Genomic DNA, 22,526 nt, shown 5'->3' with positions numbered 1-22,526 from the left:
GCCCCTCCAACAGGGTCAGCGACAATGCGTTTTTCGGGACGGCCGCCTGCTTCTGACGACGCCGACCGCGGGTCGGACGGCTACGGGGCGCGGCGTGTCGCGCCTCCTCAGGTGCGTAACGTCCGCACGCCCGACCGGGTGCTGCAGGAGCGCCGCGCCGCGCAGTTCGCGGCCTCCGAGGCGCTTGGGGCGCCCGTGGACCTGGCGCCGGCCGCGGTCGCCGCGCCGCCGGCGCCGCCGCGGGTCGTTGAGAACGGCGCCTCCCTGCCAGGCTGGCTGCAGCCCTTCGCGAGCGGCCCGAACGCGCGCTTCACGCGGACGCCCGACAGCGTGCTGCGCGGCCGGCACCGCATTCCCTCCAAACCCGACGCCGAGCTTCCGATCGAGCCGGAGGCGGCCGCTGACGCCATCGCCGGAATGGCCTTCCCAGACGCCCACGGCGTGTACGCGCGCCATGCGCCGCACACGCTCCGCAAGCTCGTCGAGGCAATCCGCATCGGCGCCGGGGCTCCGTCCCGCGCCGACGAGCAGGACAATATCCCGGTCGAGGCGGCGCCGGCGCCGGAGGCTCCGGAGGCGACTGTCGGATCGCTTCTGACCGGGTCGCTCGGACAGCCCTTCGTGAGCTTCGCGCCCGTCACCTACCGCGCGACCTTCGGCTGGACCCCCGTCGAGACGCAAGCCGAACCGGTGCGCGCGGAGCGCGCGCTGCGCCGCCCGGTCGCAGCCGTCGAGGCGCGCGAACGGACCCAGGGTCGGACGCCCCCTCCAGCGGCCCCTGCGTCGACGCCTGCGTCCGCCGTGGCCCCGTCTCCAGCGCCCGTTCCGGCCCCCGCCGCGCCCCGCGCCGCGGCGCGATCCGCGCCCGCGCGCCCTGCCGCCCCGGTGTTTGGCCCGGCGGCCTACGAGCTGCCGTCGCTTGAGCTGCTGGCCCTGCCACCCGAGACCGAGCCCTGTTCGGAGCATTCCGAGGAGGCGCTCGAGCGCAACTCGGTGAAGCTCCAGCAGACCCTGCAGGATTTCGGCGTGCGCGGCGAGATCATCGATGCCAATCCCGGGCCGGTGGTGACGCTCTATGAGTTCGAGCCGGCCCCGGGCGTGAAGTCCAGCCGGGTGATCGCGCTCGCCTCCGACATCGCCCGCTCGATGAGCGCCAAGTCGGCGCGCGTCGCGGTCGTGGAGGGGCGCAACGTCATCGGCGTCGAGCTCCCCAACGCCACCCGCGAGACCGTCTATCTCCGCGAGCTGCTGGAGACGCCGTCCTTCAGCGAGACCCAGCTCAAGCTGCCGGTCTGCCTCGGCAAGACCATTGGCGGCGAGCCGGTGATCGCCGACCTCGCCAGGATGCCCCACCTGCTCGTCGCCGGCACCACCGGCTCGGGCAAGTCGGTCGCCATCAACACCATGATCCTGTCGCTGCTCTATCAGCACGCGCCGGAGAAGTGCCGGCTGATCATGGTCGACCCGAAAATGCTGGAGCTTTCGGTCTACGAGGGCATCCCCCACCTCCTGACGCCCGTCGTCACCGATCCGAAGAAGGCGGTGATCGCGCTCAAATGGGCGGTCCGCGAGATGGAGGAACGCTACAAGAAGATGTCGAAGCTCGGCGTGCGCAACATCGACGGCTTCAACGCCCGCGCGGCCGAGGCGACGGCGAAGGGCGAGATCGTCACGCGCCAGGTTCAGACCGGCTTCGACCGCGAGACCGGCCAGCCCACTTACGAGGACGAGGTCATGGACCTCGCGGCGCTGCCCTACATCGTCATCATCGTCGATGAGATGGCCGACCTGATGATGGTGGCCGGCAAGGACATCGAGGGCGCGATCCAGCGCCTCGCCCAGATGGCCCGCGCCGCCGGCATCCACGTGATTCTCGCCACCCAGCGCCCCTCGGTCGACGTCATCACCGGCACGATCAAGGCGAACTTCCCGACCCGCATCTCCTTCCAGGTGACGTCGAAGATCGACAGCCGGACGATCCTCGGCGAGATGGGCGCCGAGCAGCTGCTCGGCCAGGGCGACATGCTGCACATGGCCGGCGGCGGACGAATCACGCGCGTCCACGGCCCCTTCGTCTCCGACGCGGAGGTCGAGAAGGTCGTCGACCACCTGAAGCTCCAGGGGCGGCCGGAATATCTCGAGGCGGTCACCGCCGACGACGAGGAGGCCGCAGGGGAGGAGGCGGAGGACGGGGAGTCCGCGGTGTTCGACGCCGGCGATTTCGGCGAGGAGGGTGGCAACGCCTACGACCAGGCCGTCGCCGTCGTGCTGCGCGATCGCAAGGCGTCGACCTCCTACATCCAACGCCGTCTGCAGATCGGCTACAACCGCGCCGCCTCGCTGATGGAGCGCATGGAGCAGGAGGGCATCGTCGGCCCAGCCAACCATGCGGGCAAGCGCGAGATTTTCCGCGGGTCGTGACAGGAGGCGCACCCGTCCGGAACCGCGCGCTGCTCCAACCGTTTGGTTCGCTGGTCCCCTAGCGGAAGGAACGGAATGGAGATCAGCCTCAAGGGCCAGGTCGCGCTCGTGACCGGCGCAAGCTCCGGCATTGGCAGGGCGGTCGCGGAAGCCATGGCGGCGGCCGGGGCCAAGGTCGCCGTGAACTACCATTCGCAGCCCGAAGAGGCGGAGAAGGTCGTCGCCGGCGTCGAGTCCGCGGGCGGCGAGGCGATCGCGGTCGAGGCGGACGTGTCGGAGCCGCGCGACGTCGAGGCGATGTTCGCGACGGTCGCCCAAAAATACGGGGCGATCGACGTCGTCGTGGCCAACGCCGGCATGCAGAAGGACGCCGCCGTCGCGGAGATGACGCTCGACGACTGGCGCAAGGTCATCGACGTCAACCTGACCGGCCAGTTCCTGTGCGCGCAGGCGGCGATCCGCCAGTTCCGCGCCCAGGGACAGCGGCCTGCGTCGAAGGCGCTCGGCAAGCTGATCTGCATGAGCTCGGTCCATGAGGTGATTCCCTGGGCCGGCCACGTCAATTACGCCGCCTCCAAGGGCGGGATCGCGTCAATGATGAAGACGCTGGCGCAGGAGGTCGCGGAGGACGGAATCCGCGTAAACGGCATCGCGCCCGGTGCGATCCGCACGGCGATCAACGCCGAGGAGACCGAAGGCGAGGCGGCCAAGGCGCTTCTGAAGCTCATCCCCTACGGCCGCATCGGCGTCGCCGAGGACGTCGCCAACGCGGCGGTCTGGCTCGCCTCCGATCTCGCCGACTACGTCGTGGGCGCCACCCTGTTCGTCGACGGCGGCATGACGCTTTATCCCGAGTTCCGCGGCAATGGGTGAAGCGCACGCGCGCGCCCCGGCCGCCCATATCGAGGACCACGCGCTGATCGGCGATTGCGCGACGGCGGCCCTCGTCTCGCGCGACGGCGCTATCGATTTCCTGTGTTGGCCGCGCTTCGACAGCCCGACGGTGTTCGCCAGCCTGCTCGACGAGGAGAGGGGAGGCGAGTTCACCATCCGCCCCGTGCTCGACTGCGTGCGCGCCCTGCAGATCTATCTGCCGGACACCAACGTCGTCCTGACGCGCTGGCTGTCGGAGGAGGGCAGCGCCGAGGTGACCGACTTCATGCGCCCCGCCCGCGGGGTAGATGGCGGTGAGCCGCAGCTCCTCCGCCGCGTGGAGGCGACGCGCGGCGAGGTGCGCTTCATCGCGCGCTGCAGCCCGCGCTTCGATTACGCCCGCGCCACGGCGTCGGCGGAGGCCGTGCGCGGCGGCGTGGCGTTCCGAGTGGGCCACGCCACGCTGCGGCTCGCGGCCTCGGTCCCCGTGGATGCGGACGGGCCGGACGCCGTCTCAGACTTCACCCTGTCGAAAGGCGAGGTCGCCTGGTTCGCGCTTGACGGCGGCGACGGCGAGCCCGTTCTCGGCCAGCGGGCCCAGGACGCCCTCGCGGAGGCGGTCGCGTGGTGGAGGCGCTGGACGGCGCAATCGACCTACAAGGGCCGCTGGCGGGAGATCGTGCTGCGCTCGGCGCTGGCGCTCAAGCTGATGACCTCGCGCGATCACGGTTCGATGGTAGCGGCCCCGACCTTCGGCCTGCCGGAAGCGATCGGCTACGGACGGAACTGGGACTACCGCGCGACTTGGATCCGCGACGCCTCCTTCACCGTCTATGCCTTCATGCGGCTCGGCTTCCGGGACGAGGCGGAACGCTTCATGGGCTGGACCGCCGAGCGGCTGAAGCAGAACGAGGGGCGGCTCGAGATCATGTATGCGCTCGACGGCTCGCGCGAACTCGACGAGCGCGACCTCGACCACCTCGCGGGCTATCGTGAGTCGCGCCCTGTCCGCGTCGGCAACGCGGCGGCCGAACAGGTGCAGCTCGACATCTTCGGCGAGTTGATGGACGCGGTCTATCTCCATGACAAATATGGACACGCGACGTCGCACGACTCATGGCGCGCGGCGACCGCGCTCGTCGACTTCGTCTGCGAGCGCTGGCGTGATCCGGACGCCGGCATCTGGGAGGTGCGCTGCGCGCCCCGCGAGTTCCTGCATTCCCGGCTGATGTGCTGGGTCGCGATCGACCGCGCCGTCCGGCTGGCGCGCCAACGCTCGCTGCCGTCGCCCGGACGGCGCTGGCTCGAGACCCGCGACGCCATCCACGCCGACATCTGGGAGAACTTCTGGGACGACGAGCTCGGCCACTTCGTCGAAAGCCGCGGCTCCAAGGACGTCGACGGCGCGATGCTGCTGATGCCGCTCGTCCGCTTCGTCAGCGCGACGGACCCGCAATGGCTCGCGACGCTCGATGCGATCGGGCAGCGGCTGACCGACGATTCCCTCGTGTTCCGCTACCGTCACGACGACGGGCTGGAGGGCCGCGAGGGGGCGTTCACCGCCTGCTCGTTCTGGTACGTGGAGTGCCTCGCCCGCGCCAACAGGCTCGACGAGGCGCGCGAGGCCTTTGAGAAAATCCTGGCCTACGCCAACCACGTCGACCTGTTCGCCGAGGAGATCGGCATGGACGGCCGCCATCTCGGCAATTTTCCCCAGGCGTTGACCCACCTCGCGCTGATCAGCGCGGCCTACTACCTCGATCGCGAACTGTCGGGCGAGCGTTCGACGTGGCGGCCGTGACGGCGGCCGCCGCCCGGACTGCGCCTCAGATCACGTTGGGGTAAATGTAGAGCACGATGATCTGCTGGATGAAGTAGATGATCAGAAGCAGGATCACCGGCGAGATGTCGATGCCGCCCATGGCGGGCAGCATGTTCCGGATCGGCCGCAGCAGCGGTTCGGTGATGCGGTAGAGGAAGTCCCAGATCGCGGCGACCACGGAGTTTCCGAGGTTCACGACGTTGAAGGCGATCAGCCAGGACAGGATCGCCGAGGCGATCAGCACCCACCAGTACAGGTCGAGGGCGAGCATGACGACGTTGAGGAGCGCGCGCATCCGGCCGGGGTGCCTTCTCTCATGAAGCGCTGTGAAGCGTTGCGGAGGGGATCGCTGGCAGATGTAGCCATCGAAGGGCCGAGCGGCAAGTTTCCCCGGCCGGCTATGTCTGCGCCCGATGATCCGCGCGCCAAGGGAAAGGCTCTTCGCCGCGCCGCGCCGGCTGGCAAGCGAGGCTCGCGATCCCGCGCTCCGGCCGGCTCAGCCTTCTTGACAGCCTGCCGGCCCGCCACCTAAATGGCGCGCCTTCGGGACGCGGGGCCGTAGCTCAGATGGGAGAGCGCTGCAATCGCACTGCAGAGGTCAGGGGTTCGATTCCCCTCGGCTCCACCAGCCTCCCGCTAAGACGATGATTAGAAAGAAGGCGGCATCGACAGGTCGCGGAGGCGGGCGACGGCGGCGCCGTCTGTCGGCTCTAGAAGGAGCCCTCGCCCCGCCGCGGTCATGGACATCAGCGTGCCTCGCCGGGGCGGCGTCGACGTGAACCGGCAAGAGTTGTTCACGCACAAGGCGGTCGGAGCGCTCCTCTGAAAGCCGCTTGCTTCGCAGACGCGCGCACCTTCGGCTTGACGCCGGGAATGGACATTGGCTGCCCGCCGATGACCGGACCTTTTGTCATCGCATGACAGGCATGGGCCGGCGTTCGGCCTCAGCTCGGCCACCGAAGAGCTAGCCGTCGTCGCCGCCTCAGCCGTGCCGTGCGTCCTTGAGCATCTGCTCGAAGAACTCGTGGCGCTCGTCATGGTTCTCGACGAGGCCCTTCACGAGCGGCTTTGCGGTCTTCTCGCAGAGCTCCTTGACCCTCTCCGCCTGCTCCTCGACCGAACCGCCCGAGAGCGCGCGGATCATGCCGAGGCCCACCGCCCGCGCGGCGCCCGCGGCGCTGGCGACGATCGGGGCCGCCTCCTCGCGGGTCATGGTGGCGAGGATCTCGTCCCTGATGTGCCAGATCACGCTGTGGGCGTCGCCGTCCTTGCCGCCCGTCTCCCGGGCGAAGTCCGGGTCGATCTTCACGCAGACCGCCGTGAGGTTCTGCGCGAGGAACACGGGCGACAGGATGTTGCGCATGACGTCCTCGTTGAGCGCCCGCGCGGGGGTCGAAACCCCCGACGCGATCGTGAGGAGCGTCACTCCGGCGTAGAGGCTTCTCCGCATGGACGTGACCTTCCTCATGTCGCGGCCGCCACGGCTGCTTCCGGCTGGGGCGCCGGGTCCGGCTTCCTGCGCCGGGTGAACAGAACGTAGAGGGCAGGCAGGACCAGCAGCGTCAGAATCGTAGAGGAGACGACGCCGCCGATCACGACGGTGGCGAGCGGCCGCTGGACCTCGGCGCCCGGCCCGGTCGCGATCGCCATCGGCACGAAGCCGAGCGAGGCGACCATTGCGGTCATCAGCACCGGGCGGAGGCGCGTCAGCGCGCCTTCCGTCACGGCCGCCGTCAGCTCCATGCCCTGCGCGCGGAGCTTCTGGATGAAGGCGATGATGACGAGGCCGTTCAGGACCGCGACGCCCGACAGCGCGATGAAGCCGATGCCCGCGCTGATCGAGAGCGGGATGTCGCGGATCAGCAGCGCCGCGACGCCGCCCGTGAGCGCGAGCGGCACGCCCGAGAACACCAGCGCGGCGTCTTTGACAGAGCCCAGGCTCATGATCAGCAGCGCGAAGATCAGCGCGAGCGCGATCGGGGTCACGATGGCGAGCCGCTGGGTCGCCGAGACGAGCTGCTCGAACTGGCCCCCCCAGCCGATCCAGTAGCCGCTCGGCAGCTTCACCTGCTCCGTGATCGCCTTCTGGGCGTCGCCCACGAAAGAGCCGAGGTCGCGGTCGCGGACGTTGGCCGAGACCACGATGCGGCGCTTGCCGTTCTCGCGGCTGATCTGGTTAGGGCCGGGCGCGACCTCGAGCGCGGCGAGCGTCGAGAGGGGGACGTAGCGGGTTCTCGAGGCGGGACCGCCGCTCAGCACGGCGGGGGTCGCCTGCGGCTCGTCACCGTCCGGGGTCGGCAGCGGCACGGGCAGGGCCTTGAGCGCCTCGATGTCGGTGCGGAGCTTTTCGGGCAGCCGCACCACGATGTCGAAGCGGCGGTCGCCCTCGAAGATCTGCCCGGCCTCCTTGCCGCCCACCGCGATCTCGACGATCTCTTGAACGTCGCCGACGCTCACACCGTAGCGGGCGAGGGCGGCCCGGTTGAGCTTCACCGTCAGGATCGGCAGGCCTGTCACCTGCTCGGTCTTCACGTCGGCGGCGCCAGGGACCTTCTGGAGGACCGTCTGGACCTCGCCCGCGACCTTGAGCAGCATGTCGAGGTCGTCGCCGAAGATCTTCACGCCGACGTCCGAGCGCACGCCGGAGATCAGCTCGTTGAAGCGGAGCTGGATCGGCTGGGAGAGCTCGTAGTTCGAGCCGGGGATCTCCTCCGCGGCCTTCTCTACCTCCTCCATCAGCTCGGCCTTGGACTTCTTCGGGTCCGGCCATTCCGATCTGGGCTTCAGCATGAGGTAGCCGTCCGAGATCGAGGGCGGCATGGCGTCGGTCGCGACCTCGGCGACGCCCGTGCGGGCGAACACCTCCTTCACTTCGGGAAGCTGCAACAGGCGCTTTTCGAGCGCCGCCTGCATCTCCAGCGACTGGGTCAGGCTCGTGCCCGGCACGCGCAGCGCCTGGACGGCGGCGTCGCCCTCGTCGAGGCTCGGGATGAACTCGCCGCCCATCCGCGACGCCGCGATCCCGGTCGCCACGACCAGCGCCGCGGCGGCGGGGGCGACGATCCAGCGGAGCTTGATCATCAGGCCGAGCAGCGGCTGGTAGGTCACGCGCGCCCCGCGCATGAACCAGTTCTCCTTCTCCTTGACCTTGCCCGACACGAAGATCGCGATCGCCGCCGGCACGAAGGTCATCGAGAAGATCGAGGCGCCGAGCAACGCCATCAGCACCGTCACCGCCATCGGCGTGAACATCTTGCCTTCGACGCCCGTGAGGGTGAGGACGGGAAGATAGACGACCGCGATGATCATGGTGCCGAACAGGCTCGGGCGGATCACCTCGCTGGCGCCCGCCAGGATCGTGTCGAAGCGCTCCTGCAGGGTGAGAAGGCGGCCGCGGCGTTCCTGCTCGTGCGCGAGCAGCCTGAGGCAGTTCTCCACGATGATGACGGCGCCGTCGATGATGATGCCGAAGTCGATCGCCCCGAGGCTCATCAGGTTGGCCGAGACCTTGTTCTCGACCATGCCTGTGATCGTGAAGAGCATCGCGAGCGGGATCACGCAGGCCGTGACGATCGCGGCGCGGATGTTGCCGAGGAGCAGGAACAGCACCGCGATGACGAACAGCGCGCCTTCGACGAGGTTCTTCTCCACCGTCGCGATGGTCGCCTCCACCAGCGTCGAGCGGTCGTAGACGGCGCGAGCCTCGACGCCCTCGGGGAGAGACTTCTGCACCTCGCCGAGCTTCTTTTCGACTCGCTCGGCGACCGTCCGGCTGTTTTCGCCGATCAGCAGCATCGTGGTGCCGAGCACGACCTCGTGGCCGTTGAGAGTCGCGGCGCCGTTGCGGAGCTCGCGGCCGTCCCGAACCTCCGCCACGTCCGAAACGCGCACGGGCACGCCCGCATGCGAATTGATGACGATGCCGCCGACGTCCTCGGCCGTGAGCGCCTGGCCCGGCGTGCGGACGAGATACTGTTCGCCGTTCCGCTCGATGTAGCCGGCTCCGACATTGGCGTTGTTGGAGCTGAGCGCCGTCATCACGTCGCGGAACGTGATGCCGTAGGCCATGAGCCGCGCGGGGTTCGGCAGCACGTGGAGCTGACGCTCATAGCCGCCGATCGTGTTGACCTCGACGACGCCCGGCACCGTGCGGAGCTGGGGCGTTATGATCCAGTCCTGGATCGTTCTGAGGTCCGCGGGCGTGTAGCTGGACCCGTCCGGCTTCTTCGCGCCGGCCTTGGCGTCGACCACGTAGTTGTAGATCTCGCCGAGGCCCGTGGAGATCGGCCCCATGGCGGTCTCGGTCCCGGGCGGCAGCTGGTCCTTCGCCTGTTGCAGCCGCTCGTTCACGAGCTGGCGTGCGAAGTAGATGTCGGTCCCGTCCCGGAACACGACCGTGACCTGGGAGAGCCCGTAGCGCGAGAGCGAGCGGGTGTAGTCGAGGTCGGGCAGGCCGCCCATGCTGGTCTCGAGCGGGAAGGTGATGCGCTGCTCGACCTCGAGCGGCGAGAAGCCCGGCGCGGTCGTGTTGATCTGGACCTGGACGTTGGTGATGTCCGGCACCGCGTCGATCGGCAGGCGCAGGAAGTTCCACGCGCCCAGGCCTGCGACGGCGAGACAGGCGAACACCACCAGCCAGCGCTGCGCGATCGAGACGGCGAGGATCCGCTCGATCAGGCCGTTCGGCCTGAAGCCGCTCGTCTCAGTGCTCATGGCTCGCGCTTCCCTTTGCGAGCTCGGCCTTCACGACGAAGCTGTTCTTGGAGGCGTAGGCCTCGCCGGCCTTCAGCCCGGAGACGACCTCGACCGAGCGTCCGTCGCGGCGGCCGAGCGTCACGTCGCGGGCGACGAAGCGGTCCCCTTCGCGCACGAACACCACGTCGCGCCCTTCGAGCGACTGCACCGCGTCGATCGACACGGCGAGCGGCACGTTCTGCTCGGCGGTCGCGACGGCGCCGGTGGCGAACAGGCCCGGCCGGAAGCGGCCGTCATTCGGGATGACGGCGCGTGCGACCGCGCTCTGGGTGTCCGCCGCGCCGATCGGGGAGAGGTAGGAGATCTTCGCCTCGATCGGCGCGCCGCCGTCCTCGGGGTCGATCCGCACGATCTCCCCGATCCGGACCTTGGCGAGGTCGCGGCGATAGACGGAAAAATCGACCCAGAGCGTCGAGAGGTCGGTCACCACGAAGGCGGGCTTCTGTTCGGAGACATATTCGCCGAGCGAGGCCTGCCGCTCGGTCACAACGCCAGCCATCGGCGCCTTCAGCTCGTAGGTCGTCAGGCTCTGGTTGCTCTCGACGACCGCGAGCAGCTCGCCCTTCTTCACCTCGTCGCCGAGGCGCTTGGCGAGCGTGCGGACGACCCCGGGGAAGCGCGGCGTGACCTGCACGACCGCCTCTTGGTTCGCCTGCACGATCCCGTTGAGCTGAAGTTCCTCGCGCAGCGTCGAGGCTTTGGCTGTGCCCAGCGCGATGCCCGCGGCCTTCACCTTGGCCTCGCCGAGCTCGACGACGCCCTCCGGCAGCTCCGCGCCGTGCCCATGGCCGTCGTCTCCAGCGTCGACCGCCGCGACCGTCAGCGGCTGTCCCGCGTCGGCCTTGGGCTTGTCGTGGCCATGGCCGTCGTCGTCATGACCGTGCCCGTCATCCTTGCCCGACCCATGCCCATGACCGTCGTCCTTGGAGGGCTCGCCCTCCTTCTCGTGGCCGTGCCCGTCATGCTTGTTCGAGCCATGCCCGTGGCCGTCGTCCTTGGAGTGGTCGTCGTCCTTGTGACCGTGGCCGTCGCCGTCCTTGTGCTCGTCGGCGGCTGCGACCGCCTTCGCGGCCTCGGCGTGGGCATGGCCGTCGCCGCCCATGAGGCCCGCGTAGAGCGAGAGCGCCTGCGAGGCCAGCGCGGACGGTCCGTGCTGGGCGGCGTAGAGGCCGCCGGCCCCGATGAGGCTCCCCACGATGAGGACGGCGGCGTCGCGCGTGAGCGAACGGCTCATGACAGGTCTCCGGACAAGGCGTTGCGGGTCGCGGCGGTCACGCCCGCGATCGGGAAGGCGGGAAACGTCGAGAATCGTCCCCCGAGGTCGCTGACGCGGCGCACGACGCAGGGCGGCTTGATCGCGTAGCCCTTGAAGTTGCGCGTCTTCCATTCGTGGCCGTGGCCGAGATGCTCGTGGCCGGCGGCGTGGCCGTCGCCCTTGTGGTGGCGGGCCTCGCGGGTCTTCCGCGCGTCGCACTGCGGCGGGCGCGGCCCTTCGTAGGTCCAGCGCGCGGCGACGTTCTGAAGGTCGGCGCCCGGCGCGGGGGCGCAGCCGACGGCCAACGCGGCGAGCAGCAGCGCGCCCGCGGCGCGGACGGATCGGATCGGGGTCATTTGTCTCTCCGGGACAGAACGAGGGCGGATCCCGTCAGGCCTTCGAGACTGGCGAGCGATGCGTGGAAGGAGACGAGCGCGTCGATCTCCTTGAGCGAGGCCTCCGAGAGCGCCGCGCGGGCCTCGAGCAGCTCGAGCAGCGAGTAGCGCCCTTCCGCGTAGCCGGAACGGATGCTGTCGTAGGCCTCCCGGGCGACGGGCAGGACGTTGGCGCGTGTGAGTCTCGCCTCGTCATAGGACCCCCGCAGCGCCTCGTAGGCGTTGCCGACCAGCGCGGTGAGCGCGCGCTGGGCCGCGGCGCGTTCGGCTTCGGTCTTGGCGAGCGTCTCGCCCGCCTCGATCACGCCGCCCTGGTTCCGGTCGAACACCGGGAGCGGCACGCTGAGCGAGGCGATCACGGCGTTGGAGCGGTCCTCGCGGTAGCGCCGCCAGCCGACGCCCGCCGTGACGTCCGGCGTGGCCTTGGCCTGAGCCGCCGCGAGCAGCGCGCGGCGCTGAGCCCTGACCGCCGTGAAGCGCGTGAGCTGCGGGGTCTGAAGCGCACGGGCCATCAATCCGTCGAACGAGGGGGGCGCGCCGATCCGCGTGAGGTCGCCGCCGACCGCATTGAAGGACGGCGCCTTCTCGCCGATCAGCGCCGAAAGCGCCCGGCGCGCGGCCTGGAAGGAAGCGCGCGCCTTGGCGAGCTCGACCCTCGTCGTCTCGGTCGCGAGGCGGCCCCGCGAGATCTCGGCGCTCGAGGATGCGCCCGCCTCGACCCGCCGCTGGAGCAGGGGGCCCAGGCGGTCGAGATCGTCGACCTGTTCCGCCAGCTCGGCGACGCGCTTTTGGGCGCCGAGCGTCCTCGCGAACGCCTCCGCGGTCTCGGCGAGGACCTGGAGGCGTGTCGCCGCCCGGTCCCAGCGCGCCGCGTCGATGTCGGCGGCCGCGACCGCGATGCGGGCGTCCCGCTTGCCGCCAAGCTCGAAGAGCTGGCTGATCTGCAGTGTCGTCTCGGCGGAGTCGAGGTTGCGCTTGGCCTTCGAGCCAAAGGCGTCGTCGAGCTCGGCGGCGAGCTCCGGGTTGGGGAAGACGCCTGCCTGGACGCTCCTGCCGCCCGCCGCCGCGATCTCCCGGTCCGCCGCGGCGAGTCCGGGCGAGGATGCTACGGCGCGGGACAGCGCCTGCGCCAGGGTGAGCGTCCGCGACGACGGCGCGGCATGCGTCGCCGGCGCCGGGAGCAGCGCGATCGCCGCCCCCAGCGCAAGCGCGCGGGTTCTGAAAAACATGACCTGACCTCATGAACTGACGAGCGGGGGCGCGCGGCTTCTCAGGCGCGCGCCGACACGGGTGCCGTCAGGTCAGGCTCGAGGCGGAGGAAGGTCGATAAGGGGCTCGCGTCCGGCCGTCGAGGGCACGGAGGCCCAGGCGGGGGGCGAGCCCAGGGCGCTCGGCGCGGCTGCGATCTGCAGCATCGGCTCCGGGAGTGCGGCGCAGCCATGGCAGCCGTGGCCGACGATCTGACTGCTCATGTCGACGTCGCCGGAGGGGCCGTCGACGTGAATGCCGGAATGGTCGGTCGAGACGCCGGCGGACTGGTCGGCCGAGATCGCGTGGCTCAACGCCGTGTCGAGGGTCGCATGGGCGCCGAAGCTGCGCTCGACCGCGTCGCCGACGCCGAAGGCGACCAGGCAAAGCGCGACCGCGACCCGGACGCAGAAGCGCCAGGCACGCGTTGATCTCGCCGTCGTCGACACGTCCATGCTGCAACGCATCCGGGGAAACGGGTGGCGATGTCAAGCCCCGTGGGCGTCCGCAGCCTCGCAACGAAGATCGCGGCGGTCGCCCGCCGACGCAGCCCTCGACTGTCCCTGGCCTCGGCGCTGAGCGGGAGCCTTCCTCGCCGAAGGCCGGATCCTGCTGACGATCGCGTAGAGGTCGACCATCTTGGCCGGGTCGTCGAGATCGCGCTCGAAAGCATCTTCGAACAGCCGCGACGTTCGCGGATGAATTCGCCGTAGAGCGCCTCGCGGCGGCCGCGATCCTGCGTGATCGGGGCGGCGCGCAGCGGCGAGTGGTGCGTGATCCACGTCGTCGCGAAGGAGGCGAGCCCGCCGATCGCCGAACCCGGCGTCCGTCTCCGCAGTGACGAACCATCGCCCCGGCGAGGCTGCCGTGAACGAGAGCAGGCGGTCGTGCGCGATCCGTCATGCGACACGCCCGTGCGGACTCGCCGCGCTCAGGCCGGGCGGCGCGCAGTCATTTCTCGAGAATCTTGAGCACCATGTCCGCGAAGATGTCGGCGATCTCGTCGGAGGTGTGCTTCCCGGACGGCTTGAACCACAGGAAGCTGTAGAAATACATGCCGAGGATGCCCTTCAGCGCGACCAGCGGCAGCGATTTGAAGAGGCCCTGCGCCTCGCCCTCCTTGAAGGTGCGGTGCCAGACGTCCTGGTACTGCTGGTGCAGGTCCGAAACGATCTTGTGGCGCTGACCCGTCAGGGCGTCGGCCTCGCGGAAGCAGACGGTCATCTCGGGGAGGTTCTGCGCGATCACGCGCATCAGGTACCGGCTCAGCCGACGGACCCGCTGGCGCGGGTCGGGCTCCTTCTGAAGCGTGCCCTGCCCGAAGATCACCAGATCCTCAATGTAGCGCACCACAATATTGAACAGCAAGTCCTCCTTGCTGTTGATGTGATAGTAGAGCGCCCCCCGACCGAGGCCGACAGCCTCTCCGATTTCGGCGACGCCGATCGCTCGATAGCCGCGATCGGCGAACAGCTTCGCGGCGATCTGCTGGATGCGCTCTCGCTGCTGCGTGGCCGGAGCGGTGGGCGCCGACGACAGAGCCGGTCCGGGGTCCGCCATTGCACCATAAGCGTATGGACCAGTCGGTACAGGTGCTTTATCGTCCGCCTTCTTCGCCGCCCGTCGCGGCGGTCGCTTGGAAGCTTCAGGCGTCGTGCGCGTGCGAGGCAAGAGAGGCGTCCTTGATCAGGGGGCACGATCTCACGTGGAGGACGGTCTATGGCGAAAACGCGCCGGCTCCAGGCCCCCAATCGACCGATCGATCGTTTCGTACTTCAGATAGGGCGCTCGTGGAGCCACGCAATTCGACGCATCGCCAGACCTAAGCGCGGCCAGCCGTTCGCGGGCCGGAACCGTCAGGATCGTTCGGACCGAGGCCCGATCGGCGGCAGGTCGGGCCGGGCGTTCAGGCCGGAGGTCGGCCTTCATGCTCAGCCGAAGGCTCCCACGTCTCGTCCGGACGTCAATCGGGGGGCGGGGCCGGCCGCGGAAGACGCGACTTCGCCGTCGCGGCCGACGCGAATTCTTACGAACTGTGCCCGTCCCGGGCATGTCGAGGTCGGCGGGGCGACTTCGCGCCGCATGAGGAGGTCGCTAATGTCGAGCAGCGCGCGGGATGTCTGGGGACAGACCATCAACGGAAAGCCCCACGTCGGGGCGACGGCTCGACGAAGTCGCCGCACGTCGATGAAGGACATCGAGCTGTTCTCCGAGATTTCGGGGGACTTCAACCCGCTTCATTATGACGAGGCTCTGGCCGAGGCCTCGGTGTTCGGCAAGCTCATCGTCCAGGGCGGCGTGATCTCAGGCATTCTGAACGCGCTGGTCGCCGAGGAGCTGCCCGGTCCTGGCACGGTCTTCCTCGACGTCTCGTGGCGCTTCGTAAAGGCGGTCGGGGTCGGCGAAGAGATCGTCGGCGAGGTCGAGGTTCTCAGCGTCCGCGACGACAAGCCGATCGTCAAGCTCAAGACGCGCGTGGCGAACGCCGACGGCGAGGACTGCCTCGTGGGCGAGGCGACCGTCTATGTCGCGGCGCTGCGGCATCTCTCCCAGGCGCGCAGGATCGCAGTCGCATGACCCAAGTCGGGACCTTCCCAGAGGCTGAAAAGGCCGCGAGGTCCGACCGCGCTGCCTGGCGGACGCTCGCCATCCTGAGCGTCGCGATCGTGCTGTCCATGACGACGTGGTTCTCGGCCACTGCGATCGTCACCGAGCTGCGCGCGGTGTGGCGTCTCGACGGCGTCGAGGCCGCCTGGCTGACCAATGCGGTCCAGATCGGTTTCGTGTTCGGGGCGCTGTCGTCGAGCCTCTTCAATCTTCCCGACATGATCTCGGCGCGGACCTTGATGGCCTCCGCGGCCGTCCTCGCCGCAGCGGGCAACGCGATTCTGCTTGTCGCCCCCTCGGCCGAGGTGGCGATCGGCGCCCGGTTCGTGACGGGCGTCGCGCTCGCCGGCGTCTATCCGCCGGCGCTGAAGCTCATCTCGACCTGGTTCGTCCGCGGACGCGGCCTTGCGCTCGGTTGCGTGATCGCGGCGCTGACGCTCGGCTCGGCGTTCCCACATCTGCTGCGCGCCGTCACGTCGACGCTCGACTGGCGCCTCGTCGTCGCGAGCACGTCGGCCATGACCGTGTTCGGCGCGCTGCTGATGGCGCGGTTCGCCCTCGAAGGGCCGACCCCCTATCCGCGCGCCGTCTTCGACCTGAAGCAGATCGGCCGAGTGCTGCGCAATCGGCCGGTCGCGCTCGCGAATGTCGGCTATTTCGGCCACATGTGGGAGCTCTACGCCATGTGGGGCTGGTTTCTGGCCTTCGCCCAGGCCTATCGCAGCGCGAACGGGGCGGATGCGACCTCGGCGGCGTCGCTGATCACCTTCGTGGTGATCGCGTCCGGTGCGGTCGGCTGCATTTTGGGCGGGCTGTTGGCCGACAGGGTCGGCCGAACCGCCACCACCGCCCTGATGATGGCGATCTCGGCCGCCTGCTGCCTCTTGATCGGGCTGGTTTTCCACGGTCCGCTCTGGCTCTTCCTGCTGGTCGCGACGGTGTGGGGCGCATCGGTCGTCGCCGATTCCGCCCAGTTCTCCGCAGTCGTGACCGAGGTGGGCGAAGCGGCGTTCGTCGGAACCGCCCTCGCGCTGCAGCTCGGACTGGGCTTCGCCCTCACCGCGTTCGCGATCGCGGCCGTTCCCGCATTCGCGGATTGGGTCGGCTGGCAGTGGGCCTTCGTCGTTCTCGCGCCGGGTCCGGTCGTCGGCGCCTGGGCGATGCTGAAGCTGCGACGGATGCCGGAGGCCCGGAAGATCGCCCAGGGCCGCCGCTGAGCCCGCCCGAAGCCGCCGGATTTGTATCGTAAGATACAAGATTTGCGCGTTCCGGCCGGCGTCGGCCGCCGCCGTCGAGCGGTCGACGCCGATGGGCGGTCCGAGCATAGAACTTGAGGAATAGTAGGATAGCCGGCGCCTATCGGCCGTTCGTCGAAGGGTGGATACGAGAGGGTTCCTTACCGCTTGATTCCGCCCGAGCGCCGGGTCACTATGTACCGGTCGATACAACGAGTGTCCGAATGCGCTTCGGACTGCGCCGCAGGCGGCGCGAAGCGCCTTTTCCTCCATCCCGCATGCAGCGTGGCATAGGCGTCGATGTCGAAAGTCGTTCTCGCCAGACCGGGCAATGAAAACGGGGCGCCGGCGCCGCGCGCGCCGGCCGACGGCGGCGCTCGGACCGGCCGGTTCGGCAAGCCGAAATCGCCCATGAAGTTCGCCCATTGGCTGCCGAACGTCAGCGGCGGCCTCGTGGTCAGCAAGACGCCACAACGCACCGACTGGAGCCTCGATTACAACGTCGCGCTCGCCAAGATCGCCGAGCAGGCCGGCTTCGAATATGCGCTGACCCAGGTGCGCTTCATGGGCAGCTACGGCGCCGAATACCAGCACGAGTCGATGATGTTCTCGGCGGCGCTGCTGGCGAACACGGACCGGATCAAGATCATCACCGGCGTCTTGCCCGGCATCTGCCATCCCGGCGTGGTGGCCAAACAGGGCGCGACCGCCGATCAGATCTTCAACGGCCGCTGGGCCGTCAACGTCGCGAGCGCCTGGTTCCGCGACGAGTACGACGCGTTCGGCGTGCCCTGGCTCGAGCATGACGAACGCTATGTCCGCTCGCGCGAATTCATAGAGATCCTGCGCGGCGTCTGGGGCGAGGACGATTTCAGCTATGACGGCAAATATTGGCGGATCAACGGCTACAGCCTGAAGCCCAAACCGCTGACGATGCCTGGCCGGCCGACGCCTGAAATCTTTCAGGGCGGCAATTCGCTGGCGGCCCAGCGGATGGCGGCGGCGGTCTCCGACTTCTACTTCATGAACGGCAACACGCCGGCCGGGCACCAGGAGCAGATCGACAACGTTCGACGGCTCGCCGCCGCCGAGGGGCGCCGTGTCCGGTTCGGGGCGAACGCCTTCGTCATCGCGCGCGAGTCGGAGGATGAGGCCTGGGACGAACTTCGCCGCATCGTAGGTTCCGCCGACGCGGAAGCGGTGGGCAAGTTCAAGCATGCGGTCAAGCAAGCGGGTCAGTCCACCCGTGAAAAGAAGGGCATGTGGGTCGATTCGACCGACGCCGATCTCGTTCAATACAATGACGGCTTCAAGACGGGGTTGATCGGCACGCCCGAGCAGATCGCCGAAAAGATCCACAATCTCAAGAAAATCGGCGTGGATCTGCTGCTCTGCGCGTTTTTGCACTTCCACGAAGAGACGCGCTACTTCGGCGATCGCGTCATCCCGCTCGTTCGTGACCTTGAGGCCGCCGACCCCGTCAGGGAGGCAGGCGTCGCATAACGCCTTCGCAGCGACCGTCACGTCCCTCGACGGTCTCTGCGCTCTTTGTCCGCAGTCGAAACAGATGTCTTCGGCTGCCGCCTGCACGTGGAGGAACCAGGCGAATGAATTACATGGCCGCGCTTCCCAACAAACTCGAGATAAACAGCGCGTACGAAATCGTCGAAGAGGCTCGGGCCGGTCGTCCGTTCATTCTCGTGGACGACGAGGATCGGGAGAACGAAGGCGACATCGTCATTCCGGCGCAATTCGCGACGGCGGACGCGATCAACTTCATGGCGCGCAACGGGCGCGGCCTGATCTGTCTCGCGCTCACGCAGCAGCGCGTCGCGCAGCTTCATCTCGCGCCGATGACGCAGTCCCAGCGGACGACGCATCAGACGGCGTTCACGCTGTCGATCGAGGCGCGCACGGGCGTCACGACCGGAATCTCCGCCGCCGACCGCGCAAGGACGATTGCGGTCGCGATCAACCCGGAAAGCCATGCGCACGACATCGTCACGCCTGGCCACATCTTCCCGCTGATCGCGCGCGACGGCGGAACGCTCATTCGCGCCGGCCACACGGAGGCTGCGGTCGACGTGGCGCGCATCGCGGGGCTCAACCCGTCAGGCGTGATCTGCGAGATCATGAACGACGACGGTTCGATGTCGCGGCTGCCGGACCTCATCAAATTCGCGCGCCGGCACGAGCTGAAGCTCGGCACGATCGCCGATCTGATCGCTTACCGGCTGAGGACCGAACGCCTCGTGGAGCTGGTCGTCGCCACCGGCCTCCACCATCCCGCCTACGGCGAGTGGCGCATGATGATCTATCGCGACACGGTCGACGGCGGCGAGCACATCGTCCTCGCCAAGGGCGACCTGACGCGTGCCGAGCCGGTGTTGGCGTGCGTCCACATGTCGGACCCGATCGACGACGTTCTGCTCGCAGGCGACGCCGGTCCGCTCGCCGGCGCGATGTACAAGATCACGCGCGCGAGCCGGGGGGTGATCGTCATTCTCAACGATCCGCGCCGCGACGCGCTCTCCGAGCGCATCCGCACCGGCAGCCCGCACGCACGACCCGGGAAATACCTGAAGGATTACGGCGTCGGCGCTCAGATCCTGCTCGATCTCGGCGTGTCCGAGATGATCGTGATCTCGAATACGCACAAGAACTTCGTCGGATTGGAGGGGTTCGGCCTCAACGTCGTGGGTCATCTGTCGAACGAGATCGAATAACAAGAAGGCTGCTCGAATGGCGGCCAAGCTGGGAGGTTGCGCCATGAACGTGAATCAGGAGCACATCAGGGACCATGCGGGCGCCGCGTCCGCCGGCCGCGCGTTCGTCGACGGCGGAACCTTCCGGGAGATCATGCGGAAGCTCGCCGGCAGCGTGACGGTGATCACCACAGAGGGCCAGGGCGCGCTTCACGGCTTCACCGCCACCGCCGTCTGCAGCGTCTGCGCTGAGCCGCCGACGATCCTGATCGTCGTCAACCGCTCCGCCCGCACGCACCCTCACATCGACCAGAAGGGCGCCTTCGCGGTCAACATCCTCGCCGACGACCAGGTCGATTTGGCGAACCTGTTCGCGTCCAAGTCGAACGAACAGTTCGCGACCGTGCGCTATGTCATGACGCCGAGCGGCGTGCCGGTGATCAAGGACGCCGCCGCCTTCATCGAGTGCCGTACGGCCGAGCGCGTGGACGTCGGCACGCACACGATCTTCATCGGCAGCGTGGTCAGCGGCGGCGCGGCTTCAGGCGCGCCGCTGATTTATCACGACGCGAGCTACGCACGGCCCGTCGTCATCTAGCAGCCACTGGCCCGCTCTCGGCCCAACGGGTCGCGGCGCAGGGCTTGCCCGCCCCACCTCTGGAGGTCATTGCGATGTCGATCGCAGTCGCGCCCTTTCGCCCATTCAAGATCACGCGCGCCTTCGTCGCGGTCTACGCACTCACGATCCTGTCCTGCTGGCTCGTCAACGTCTTCGTCACGGCCTACCCGATCGGGCCCTGGCGTGGAGGAGAGATCAGCAAGTCGTTCTGGCTCGACAATGTCAGCTGGCAGATCTTCGCGGCGTGGTGGGCCTGTCTGTTCGCGGTGTGCGGACTTTGGCCTTTTTCGGGGATCCGAGACCGCTTCGTCCGCGGCGTCGTGGTGACGGCCGTCGCCTGGGCGTTGGGATGGCTCAGCGCCAAGCTGATCATAGTGGTGGGGCCAGGCGCGAGCGGCATCTTCCCGCTCGTCGGCACGACCTGGTTCTTCCTCGCTTTGTTCTGCTTCGCGGGCGCAAACTGGCTGGTCGCGGGGATGCCGCCGTCGCGCCAGTTCTGTCTGCTGCTCCTGCTGATCACGGGCTGCACCTTCCTGGTCACGCACTCGGCCGTCGTGTGGGTGCCGGCCTGGTGGTTCCCCTTTCTGCTGATCGGCCTGTCGACCGGCACGCTGACCTATCTCACCCGCGGCATGAGCCAGCCAGGCCGCGCCTTCGCCATCATCGCCATCCTGTTCGCGATCGTGGCGGCCTGCGTGGAGGTCTCGATCCTGACGGGCTTCTGGACGCCGGAGGCGTCTCCCATCTCGGCCTTCTGGTCGATGGGCCACTTCACGCCCGACAACAGATGGCTCGTCTGCTTCATGGTCGCGACGTCGATCAACTACGCGATGCCGATCATCACCTACAACTGGCCGTTCACCAAGATCGCGATGCCGTGGGGCGGACTTTTGGCCTGCGCCTTCTATCTCGCGCTTGACGTCGTCGTGGCTTCAATCCTGCTCAAGATGGTCGGACCGGTCTTCCCCGACACCGAGACGCTTCTGACCTACGCCTATATGGGCGTGAACTGGTCGCTCGTGCTTCCCCTGGTGTTCGGCGTCGGCTTCGACGAGCCTTATCTGTGGCGCGGGCAGAAGACGCAAGGGGGCTGGGATGACGTTGCGTAGCCGTCTCGGCTCCGACCGTCATCATCTGGCGTCGGCCTATCGGGCGTCTGGAGGGGCGGCTCGTGACGATCGAGAGCGGCGGGACGTCCCGCCGTCGCGGCTGGAAGCGCATCCGGACATGACGGCCGCCGCCCCGGGCGTTCCGGACTTCCTGAAGAACGGTCATGTCGTGCTCGACGATTTCGACGGCGTTCATCGTGGGCATGTCGCGGCCGTGGAGCACGCCGTCCGGCAGGCGCGCCTCACGCGCTGTCCGGTGGTCGCGCTGACCTGTGAGCCGCCTCCAGAAGGCTTCCGCCTGACCGGGCGGGACGAGACGGCGCGGCTGCTGGTCGGCGCGGGCGCGAGCGGCGTGGTGACGCTCGGCCGCGACGCGCTCGACTGCGGCATGGCGTCGGAGCGCTTCGTGTCGGAGGTCCTGGGGCGGCAGCTCTCCGCCAGGAGCGTGATCGTGAGGGCCGACAGCGCCCTCGAACCGCTCTTTCCGGGCGCCGCGGCGTTGGCCGAGATCGCGCCGCGCCATGGGATCGCCGTCCATATCCTGCCCTCGGCGCGCGATCCCGACACGAGCTCCGCAGATCTCGTCCGCAAGAAGCTCGCGGCCGGGGATGTGGAGGCTGCGAGCGTCCTTCTCGGCCGCTTCTGGTCCGTCGAGAGCGTCGTGATCCATGGCGAGAAGCGGGGGCGAGCGCTCGGCGTGCCGACCGCAAATCTCGATCCGTCGCCGCCGATCGGCCTCGCCCACGGAATCTACGCCGTCCGCGCGCTCATCGGGACGCAAATCCACGACGGCGTCGCGAGCTTCGGTCGGCGGCCCCATTTCGACGGCGGCGCGCCGCTGCTCGAGGTCCATCTGATGGATTTCGCCGATGACCTCTACGGCGCGACGCTGCGGGTCGAATTCGTAGCCTTCCAAAGAGGCGAGGCGGCGTTCCGGACCGTCGAGGCGCTTTGCGCGCAGATGGCGCGCGACATCGAGGACGCCCGCAACGCTCTCCGGGCGGCGAATCGCTCGACGAAGAGCGCGCTGAACTGGACCGAACCGCTGACGATCACGGCGCTCGCCCTCTGATCGAAAAACCGGCCCGCGTCGGACGCAGGGCCAGGTCCACGACTTTCGTCTCGGCCGTCGGAATGTTCGTCGCGATTGCTTGACACACAGGCGTCGTCACGTTTGTATCGACCGGTACATACAACACGAGGTCCGACAGGGCCCAAAGAATGGGGAGGCTGCGAATGGCGGCGCGGTTCCAACGGGATCAAAGCTCTGCGGCTTCGGATCTGCGGGTCGGCCCGGACGGCGAACCGTGCCCGTGCAAGGACGGCATGCGGCCCGACGTCGACGTCGGGCGGCGCAGGCTTCTGCTTTCGGCGGCTACGGCGCTTGGCGCGAGCGCGCTTGTTTCGGGTTCGGCGCGGGCGGCGCCGGCGGGCGCGCCGCCCGGGGCGGTGCTCTATGAGGTTCCGGACGATCCGACGAAG

Annotated in this window: 18 protein-coding genes and 1 tRNA gene; 11 read left to right on the top strand and 8 right to left on the bottom strand. The window is 68.6% G+C overall.

The window, feature by feature from the left end:
• Nucleotides 1-24 precede the first annotated feature (24 nt).
• The 3 genes from ACO2RJ_RS17600 (at nt 25) to ACO2RJ_RS17590 (ending at nt 5,095) form a co-directional block, all read left to right on the top strand.
• Nucleotides 25-2,421, top strand: coding sequence for a DNA translocase FtsK (locus ACO2RJ_RS17600; RefSeq protein ID WP_423269435.1), 2,397 nt, complete (start codon nt 25-27; stop codon nt 2,419-2,421).
• A gap of 75 nt (nt 2,422-2,496) precedes the next feature.
• Nucleotides 2,497-3,294: a glucose 1-dehydrogenase gene (locus ACO2RJ_RS17595; protein ID WP_423269434.1), complete on the top strand. Its 798-nt coding sequence runs from the start codon at nt 2,497-2,499 to the stop codon at nt 3,292-3,294.
• Nucleotides 3,287-5,095, top strand: a complete 1,809-nt coding sequence (locus ACO2RJ_RS17590) for a glycoside hydrolase family 15 protein (protein ID WP_423269433.1) — start codon at nt 3,287-3,289, stop codon at nt 5,093-5,095. The genes ACO2RJ_RS17595 and ACO2RJ_RS17590 overlap by 8 nt, the downstream gene beginning before the upstream one ends.
• Nucleotides 5,096-5,120: 25 nt before the next feature.
• Here ACO2RJ_RS17590 and ACO2RJ_RS17585 read toward each other — a convergent pair whose 3' ends face one another.
• Nucleotides 5,121-5,411 (bottom strand): YggT family protein, encoded by a 291-nt coding sequence (locus ACO2RJ_RS17585; RefSeq protein WP_423269432.1) that lies wholly within the window; start codon nt 5,409-5,411, stop codon nt 5,121-5,123.
• Between the two features lie 257 nt (nt 5,412-5,668).
• On the opposite strand from ACO2RJ_RS17585, the gene ACO2RJ_RS17580 reads away from it, so the two are divergent.
• Nucleotides 5,669-5,744, top strand: a tRNA-Ala gene (locus tag ACO2RJ_RS17580).
• Between the two features lie 354 nt (nt 5,745-6,098).
• Here the strand turns inward: ACO2RJ_RS17580 and ACO2RJ_RS17575 are convergent.
• The 7 genes from ACO2RJ_RS17575 to ACO2RJ_RS17545 form a co-directional block, all read right to left on the bottom strand.
• Nucleotides 6,099-6,566 carry a hypothetical protein gene (locus ACO2RJ_RS17575; protein WP_423269431.1) on the bottom strand — a complete coding sequence of 156 codons (468 nt, stop codon included), beginning with the start codon at nt 6,564-6,566 and terminating at the stop codon, nt 6,099-6,101.
• Nucleotides 6,567-6,580: 14 nt separating this feature from the next.
• Nucleotides 6,581-9,793, bottom strand: a complete 3,213-nt coding sequence (locus tag ACO2RJ_RS17570) for an efflux RND transporter permease subunit (protein WP_423269825.1) — start codon at nt 9,791-9,793, stop codon at nt 6,581-6,583.
• 25 nt (nt 9,794-9,818) lie between these two features.
• Nucleotides 9,819-11,105, bottom strand: a complete 1,287-nt coding sequence (gene ihpB / locus ACO2RJ_RS17565; protein ID WP_423269430.1) for a divalent metal ion exporter adaptor subunit IhpB — start codon at nt 11,103-11,105, stop codon at nt 9,819-9,821.
• Nucleotides 11,102-11,482 (bottom strand): hypothetical protein, encoded by a 381-nt coding sequence (locus tag ACO2RJ_RS17560; protein WP_423269429.1) that lies wholly within the window; start codon nt 11,480-11,482, stop codon nt 11,102-11,104. Before ACO2RJ_RS17560 ends, ihpB begins: the two co-directional genes overlap by 4 nt.
• Complete coding sequence (locus ACO2RJ_RS17555; RefSeq protein ID WP_423269428.1) at nt 11,479-12,750, bottom strand: TolC family protein; 1,272 nt, start codon at nt 12,748-12,750, stop codon at nt 11,479-11,481. Before ACO2RJ_RS17555 ends, ACO2RJ_RS17560 begins: the two co-directional genes overlap by 4 nt.
• A 72-nt stretch (nt 12,751-12,822) precedes the next feature.
• The gene (locus tag ACO2RJ_RS17550; RefSeq protein ID WP_423269427.1) at nt 12,823-13,224 is read right to left on the bottom strand and encodes a hypothetical protein; all 402 of its coding nucleotides are present in this window, start codon (nt 13,222-13,224) and stop codon (nt 12,823-12,825) included.
• Nucleotides 13,225-13,720: 496 nt separating this feature from the next.
• Nucleotides 13,721-14,329, bottom strand: a complete 609-nt coding sequence (locus ACO2RJ_RS17545) for a TetR/AcrR family transcriptional regulator (protein WP_423269426.1) — start codon at nt 14,327-14,329, stop codon at nt 13,721-13,723.
• Between the two features lie 537 nt (nt 14,330-14,866).
• Here ACO2RJ_RS17545 and ACO2RJ_RS17540 point away from each other — a divergent pair.
• From ACO2RJ_RS17540 to ACO2RJ_RS17510, 7 genes are all read left to right on the top strand, one after another.
• Nucleotides 14,867-15,346 (top strand): MaoC family dehydratase, encoded by a 480-nt coding sequence (locus ACO2RJ_RS17540; protein ID WP_423269425.1) that lies wholly within the window; start codon nt 14,867-14,869, stop codon nt 15,344-15,346.
• Nucleotides 15,343-16,593, top strand: a complete 1,251-nt coding sequence (locus ACO2RJ_RS17535) for an MFS transporter (RefSeq protein WP_423269424.1) — start codon at nt 15,343-15,345, stop codon at nt 16,591-16,593. Before ACO2RJ_RS17540 ends, ACO2RJ_RS17535 begins: the two co-directional genes overlap by 4 nt.
• Before the next feature lie 429 nt (nt 16,594-17,022).
• The gene (sfnG, locus tag ACO2RJ_RS17530) at nt 17,023-18,114 is read left to right on the top strand and encodes a dimethylsulfone monooxygenase SfnG (RefSeq protein WP_423269423.1); all 1,092 of its coding nucleotides are present in this window, start codon (nt 17,023-17,025) and stop codon (nt 18,112-18,114) included.
• Nucleotides 18,115-18,227: 113 nt separating this feature from the next.
• Nucleotides 18,228-19,337, top strand: a complete 1,110-nt coding sequence (gene ribB / locus ACO2RJ_RS17525; RefSeq protein ID WP_423269422.1) for a 3,4-dihydroxy-2-butanone-4-phosphate synthase — start codon at nt 18,228-18,230, stop codon at nt 19,335-19,337.
• A 43-nt stretch (nt 19,338-19,380) separates the two neighbouring features.
• Nucleotides 19,381-19,914 carry a flavin reductase family protein gene (locus ACO2RJ_RS17520; protein WP_423269421.1) on the top strand — a complete coding sequence of 178 codons (534 nt, stop codon included), beginning with the start codon at nt 19,381-19,383 and terminating at the stop codon, nt 19,912-19,914.
• A 74-nt stretch (nt 19,915-19,988) separates the two neighbouring features.
• Complete coding sequence (locus ACO2RJ_RS17515) at nt 19,989-21,044, top strand: hypothetical protein (RefSeq protein ID WP_423269420.1); 1,056 nt, start codon at nt 19,989-19,991, stop codon at nt 21,042-21,044.
• Nucleotides 21,045-21,162: 118 nt separating this feature from the next.
• Nucleotides 21,163-22,116 (top strand): riboflavin kinase, encoded by a 954-nt coding sequence (locus ACO2RJ_RS17510; RefSeq protein ID WP_423269419.1) that lies wholly within the window; start codon nt 21,163-21,165, stop codon nt 22,114-22,116.
• The last annotated feature ends 410 nt before the right edge of the window (nt 22,117-22,526 follow it).

The organism is Hansschlegelia sp. KR7-227 (assembly GCF_049446035.1).
Classification (GTDB): Bacteria; Pseudomonadota; Alphaproteobacteria; order Rhizobiales; family Methylopilaceae; genus Methylopila.
The sequence above is the reverse complement of the archived record's forward strand: the minus strand, read 5'-3'. Positions and strand labels throughout refer to the sequence as shown.

Coding starts and splice junctions, on each gene's coding strand:
- ACO2RJ_RS17585 (WP_423269432.1), bottom strand. CDS start 5,411: ATGCGCGCGCTCCTCAACGTCGTCATGCTCGCCCTCGACCTGTACTGG.
- sfnG (WP_423269423.1), top strand. CDS start 17,023: ATGAAGTTCGCCCATTGGCTGCCGAACGTCAGCGGCGGCCTCGTGGTC.
- ACO2RJ_RS17595 (WP_423269434.1), top strand. CDS start 2,497: ATGGAGATCAGCCTCAAGGGCCAGGTCGCGCTCGTGACCGGCGCAAGC.
- ACO2RJ_RS17555 (WP_423269428.1), bottom strand. CDS start 12,750: ATGTTTTTCAGAACCCGCGCGCTTGCGCTGGGGGCGGCGATCGCGCTG.
- ACO2RJ_RS17550 (WP_423269427.1), bottom strand. CDS start 13,224: ATGGACGTGTCGACGACGGCGAGATCAACGCGTGCCTGGCGCTTCTGC.
- ACO2RJ_RS17510 (WP_423269419.1), top strand. CDS start 21,163: ATGACGGCCGCCGCCCCGGGCGTTCCGGACTTCCTGAAGAACGGTCAT.
- ACO2RJ_RS17590 (WP_423269433.1), top strand. CDS start 3,287: ATGGGTGAAGCGCACGCGCGCGCCCCGGCCGCCCATATCGAGGACCAC.
- ACO2RJ_RS17545 (WP_423269426.1), bottom strand. CDS start 14,329: ATGGCGGACCCCGGACCGGCTCTGTCGTCGGCGCCCACCGCTCCGGCC.
- ribB (WP_423269422.1), top strand. CDS start 18,228: ATGGCCGCGCTTCCCAACAAACTCGAGATAAACAGCGCGTACGAAATC.
- ACO2RJ_RS17540 (WP_423269425.1), top strand. CDS start 14,867: ATGTCGAGCAGCGCGCGGGATGTCTGGGGACAGACCATCAACGGAAAG.
- ihpB (WP_423269430.1), bottom strand. CDS start 11,105: ATGAGCCGTTCGCTCACGCGCGACGCCGCCGTCCTCATCGTGGGGAGC.
- ACO2RJ_RS17560 (WP_423269429.1), bottom strand. CDS start 11,482: ATGACCCCGATCCGATCCGTCCGCGCCGCGGGCGCGCTGCTGCTCGCC.
- ACO2RJ_RS17575 (WP_423269431.1), bottom strand. CDS start 6,566: ATGCGGAGAAGCCTCTACGCCGGAGTGACGCTCCTCACGATCGCGTCG.
- ACO2RJ_RS17520 (WP_423269421.1), top strand. CDS start 19,381: ATGAACGTGAATCAGGAGCACATCAGGGACCATGCGGGCGCCGCGTCC.
- ACO2RJ_RS17535 (WP_423269424.1), top strand. CDS start 15,343: ATGACCCAAGTCGGGACCTTCCCAGAGGCTGAAAAGGCCGCGAGGTCC.
- ACO2RJ_RS17600 (WP_423269435.1), top strand. CDS start 25: ATGCGTTTTTCGGGACGGCCGCCTGCTTCTGACGACGCCGACCGCGGG.
- ACO2RJ_RS17515 (WP_423269420.1), top strand. CDS start 19,989: ATGTCGATCGCAGTCGCGCCCTTTCGCCCATTCAAGATCACGCGCGCC.